Genomic DNA, 4,254 nt, shown 5'->3' with positions numbered 1-4,254 from the left:
CGCGGGCCGCCCGGCGAGCCGGATGACGACCGGTGCGTTGTAGGCCGCCGAGGAACCCTCCAGGCGGTTCAGGAACCACAGGCGTCGCTGGGCGTAGGACAGGGGGATCACGGTTGCTGCTCCTCGTGGATGGCGGAACGGGTGGGGTGGGCCGGTGGCGGAGGGCGGGATGCGCCGGTCGTGCCGGCGATCAGGCGTCCCTCGCGGCCGTCAGTTCCTCGATGCGGGCGGCGAGGTCCCGCAGCCGGGGGTTGGCGTAGACGGCCTTGACCGGCAGGGCGACGGAGAGTTCGGCCCGGACCCGGGAGACCAGCTTGATGGCGAGCAGGGAGTGGCCGCCGAGCTTGAAGAAGTTGTCGTCGGGGCCGATGGAGGCGGCGCCGAGGACCTCCTTCCACACACGGCCGATGAGCTCCTCGGCGCGGCCTTCGAGGCTCGTGCCGGCGTCGGTGTCCGCCGGGGCGGCGGCCGTCTCGACGCGGGTCGGCAGGACGGAGCGGTCCAGCTTGCCGCTGGGGGTGGTGGCGAAGCGCTCCACCGGCACGAGGGCAGCGGGCAGCATGTACGCGGGGAGGGCGGCCGCGAGGCCGCTGCGGAGGGCCTCGGGGTCGCCGCCGCGGTGGTAGGCGATCAGGGCCGGGCTGCCGGAGGCGTCCTCACCGAGCACGACGGCGGCTTCGGCGACACCGTCCTGGCGGGTGAGGGCCGCCTCGATCTCGGGGAGTTCGATGCGGTGGCCGCGCAGCTTGATCTGGCCGTCGGCGCGGCCCAGGTACACGAGCCGGCCGTCCGGGAGGAGGCGGCAGCGGTCGCCGGTGCGGTACATGCGGCCGCCGTCGCCTGAGTCGGTGGCGGGGTCGGCGAGGAACCGCTCCGCCGTGAGGACGGGCCGGTTGCGGTAGCCGCGGGCGACACGGGGTCCGGCGAGGTACAGCTCGCCGGGCTCGCCGGCGGCGACGGGGTTCAGCTTCTCGTCGAGGAGGCGCATCCGCAGGCCGGGCAGGACGGTGCCGATGTGCGGCTCGCCGGGGCTGTCGATCCAGCCGGCGGTGGCGTCGACGGTGGTCTCGGTCGGGCCGTACACGTTGAGGGCGCGCAGCAGGCCGGAGGCGTGGCCGGCGGCCAGGCGGTCCCACAGGGCCGGGGTGATGGCCTCGCCGCCGACGAGCAGGGTCAGCGGACGGGGGCCGCCGTCGGGGGTGAGCAGGTCGAGCAGCGGGTCGGCGTGGGAGGGCGTGATGTCGAGGTCGGTGAGGCCCTGCGCGTCGATGAACGCGGCCAGGAGGGACGGGTCGCGGCGGGTCTCCTCGTCGATCATGACGAGGGTGTCGCCCCGGCAGAGGCGTACCCACTGCTGTACGGAGGCGTCGAAGGAAGGGGACGCGTTCCAGCCGACGCGGCGGGCTTCGCCGGTGGCGGCACCCACGCCCTCCAGCTCGGCGAGGAGCAGCGAGGCGGCGCCGCGGCCGATCTCGACGCCCTTGGGGCGGCCGGTGGAGCCGGACGTGTAGATGACGTAGGCGAGGGTGCCGGCGGTCACGGGCGCCGGGCGGTAGGGGGCGTCGGCGTCGGGCGCCGCCGTCAGCTCGGCGAGGGTGACGGAGCGGGCGCCCGGCGCCGGGGACTCTCCCGGGGCGTCGAGGACCACCAGGTCGGCGCCGGAGTCCTCCAGGAGGTAGCGGCGGCGGTCGGCCGGGAGGGCCGGGTCGACCGGCAGGTAGGCGGCACCGGCGGTGAGCGTGCCGATGAGGGCGGTGACGAGCCCGGCGCCGCGCGGCAGGCAGAGCGCGACGACGCTCTCGGGTCCGGCGCCGAGGGCGGTGAGGCGGGCGGCGACGGCGGTGGCCTCGGCGCGCAGCTCGTCGAAGGTGAGGCTGCGGTCGGCGGCGACGACGGCCGTACGGCCGCCGGGGGCGGTGGCGAGCCGGGCGAGGAGGTCGGCGTGGCCGGTGCCCGCGGCGCAGGCGGCGCAGGCGCAGTCGGCGGGACCGACGGCCGGGGCGGGCGTCACGGCGGCGGCGAGGGTGGCGGGCTCGGGGAGGACGGCGGTCATGGCGGGGCTCACATTCCGTACGGGGTGGCGGAGGGGGCGACGGTCGGGGCGCAGTCGGCGAGCGGCACCGGCTCGCCCATGGCGACGAGGATCTTGCGGGCACCGGTGTACGCCTCGCGGCCGTGCGCGCAGAGGATGTTGTCGACGAGCATCAGGTCGCCGTCCTGCCAGGTCTCGCGGACGGTGACGGCCTGGTAGGCGTCGTTGACGGCGTCGACCTCTGCGTCGGTGAGGGCGGTGCCGTCGCCGAGGCGGGTGTCGAAGGGGAGGCCGTCGGCGCCGAAGGTCTCGGTGAGGACCTCGCGAACGTCCTCGTCGAGGCTGCGGGCGTTCCAGAAGGCGAAGTGGTTGAACCAGACGCGCTCGCCGGTGACCGGGTGGGTGATGACGGCGGAACGGAGCTGGCGGGTGCGCAGGGTGTCCTCGTCGAGCCACTCGTAGCCGATGGCGTGCTCGTCGCAGTACTCCTCGGCGCCGGCCGGCTCCTCCGAGGAGAAGGCCTTGCGCCAGGGCATGCCCGCGAGGTCGGAGTAGTTGCGGACGAGGAGCCAGCCGGCCTCGGTGAAGCGGGCGACGAGCTCCTCGGGGAGGAGCGCGAGGGCGCGCCGCATGTCGCCGACGGTGGTGGCGCCACCGGTCTCGGGGGCGGTGACGCAGCCGAAGAGCAGGACGCCCGGGAAGTCCAGGGTGTAGCTGTTCTCGTTGTGGAGGCGGATCGGCTGGATGGCCGGCAGGTCGGTGGAGGAGAAGACGCCCTCGCCGAAGTCGGTGCGCGGGGTGGCCTTCTCCTTGTATCCGGCGCGGGTGGCGATGAGCGCGTCGCGGGCCTCGGCGAAGCTCGCCGCGTCGGTGACGGGCAGGCCGCGGAGCATCACGGCGCCGGAGCGGTGCAGTTCGGCCTGGATGTCGGCGCGCCGGGCGGTGAGCCAGGCGGTGGCCTCGGCCATCGTCTCGTGGCGGGGGACCTGGACGAGGGCGGGCTTGCCGGGCTCGCGGACGACGGTGATGCCGTCCTCGGTGACGGCCGGGTTCGGGGCGAACGTGGTCATGACGAGGTTCCTCTGCTTCGTGGGTTACGGGGCGGGTGCGGGCGTGCGGGCCGCGCGGGGTCCGGGGCCTGGAGGGCTCAGGCGGCGGTGGCGGGCGCGCGCCGGAGGGAGTCCAGGGCCGGGTTGAGGCGGGCGAAGAAGCCGGCCAGGTCCTGCTGGAAGTAGAAGTGGTCGCCGGGCAGGACCACGGGGGCGATGTCGTTCCCGGCGACGAGCGCCCAGCCGTCGAGCAGGTCGACCGGCACGATCGGGTCGGCGTCGCCGCCGAAGACGGTCACCGGGCAGTCGAGCCGCACGTCGGGGGCGGTGCACTGGTAGGCGTCGTCGATGGCGAAGTCGGCGCGGATGGACGGCAGGACGATCTCGCGGAGCTCCGGGTCGTCGAGGATGCCGTCGTCGGTGCCGCCGCGCTCCTTGATGGCGGCGACCAGCTCGTCGTCGTCGAACCGCTCGGGGTGGACGGGGGCCTGGTTGGGCAGGACGGGCGCCCGGCAGGCGGAGGCGACGAGACCGAGCGGGGTGCGACCGGCGGCCTGGAGCGCGCGGACGACCTCGAAGGCGACGAGCGAGCCCATGCTGTGCCCGAGGACGACCAGCGGGCCGGTGTCGCCGGGGAGGGCGTCCACGACGGGGAGGGCGAGGTCGTCGACGGAGCCGGGCAGGTCCTCGCAGTAGCGGGCGCCACGGCCCGGGTACTGGCCGATGAGCAGCCGGACGTCGGCCGGGAGGTGCTCGCGCCAGACGCTGTAGGCGTGGGCGTTGCCGCCGGCGTGCGGCAGCACCAGCAGGGACAGGCGGTGCGGGGCGTCGCCGGGCAGGTCCCAGACGACGTCCTCGGGCACGGGGGTGAAGGCGGGGGTGGCGTGGGTGCTCATGAGCTGATCCGATCCGTTGCGTTGCGGCGGCGGAGGGCGGGACGCGCCTTCCGGGCCGGAGCTGTCCTGAGGGAGTCGATGTGTGCGGCGAGCCGGGCCGGGGTGGGGTGCTGGAAGACGTCGCGGACGGTGAGCCGCACGTCGAGGGCTCCGGCGATGTGGTTGGTGAGGCGGGCCCCGAGGAGGGAGTGGCCGCCGTGGTGGAAGAAGTCGTCGTCGATGGTGAGGGCGGTGTCGGTGTCGAGGGTGCGGGTGAACAGGTCGAGGACGGTTTCCT

4 protein-coding genes are annotated in these 4,254 nt (G+C 75.0%); all 4 read right to left on the bottom strand.

Going from position 1 to position 4,254, the window contains the following annotated elements; all coding sequences use genetic code 11:
• Positions 1-190 precede the first annotated feature (190 nt).
• Positions 191-2,053 carry a non-ribosomal peptide synthetase gene (locus OO54_RS40625; protein ID WP_033212684.1) on the bottom strand — a complete coding sequence of 621 codons (1,863 nt, stop codon included), beginning with the start codon at positions 2,051-2,053 and terminating at the stop codon, positions 191-193.
• An 8-nt stretch (positions 2,054-2,061) separates the two neighbouring features.
• Positions 2,062-3,102: a TauD/TfdA family dioxygenase gene (locus tag OO54_RS40620; protein ID WP_017240607.1), complete on the bottom strand. Its 1,041-nt coding sequence runs from the start codon at positions 3,100-3,102 to the stop codon at positions 2,062-2,064.
• A gap of 77 nt (positions 3,103-3,179) precedes the next feature.
• Entirely contained in the window at positions 3,180-3,977 is a 798-nt protein-coding gene (locus OO54_RS40615; RefSeq protein WP_033212683.1) for a thioesterase II family protein, read from the bottom strand.
• Positions 3,974-4,254, bottom strand: a 281-nt coding sequence (locus tag OO54_RS40610) for an acyl carrier protein (protein WP_033212682.1), incomplete at its 5' end; no start/stop codon positions are given. The genes OO54_RS40610 and OO54_RS40615, both read right to left, overlap by 4 nt.

Origin of the sequence: Streptomyces wedmorensis, assembly GCF_000716445.1 — a bacterium.
Lineage (GTDB): Bacteria > Actinomycetota > Actinomycetes > Streptomycetales > Streptomycetaceae > Streptomyces > Streptomyces wedmorensis.
This window is presented reverse-complemented; position numbering and strand designations above follow the sequence as displayed.

Bases quoted from the DNA above. Each gene is read 5' to 3' on its own strand.
- OO54_RS40620 (WP_017240607.1), bottom strand. From the start codon at position 3,102: ATGACCACGTTCGCCCCGAACCCGGCCGTCACCGAGGACGGCATCACC.
- OO54_RS40625 (WP_033212684.1), bottom strand. From the start codon at position 2,053: ATGACCGCCGTCCTCCCCGAGCCCGCCACCCTCGCCGCCGCCGTGACG.
- OO54_RS40615 (WP_033212683.1), bottom strand. From the start codon at position 3,977: ATGAGCACCCACGCCACCCCCGCCTTCACCCCCGTGCCCGAGGACGTC.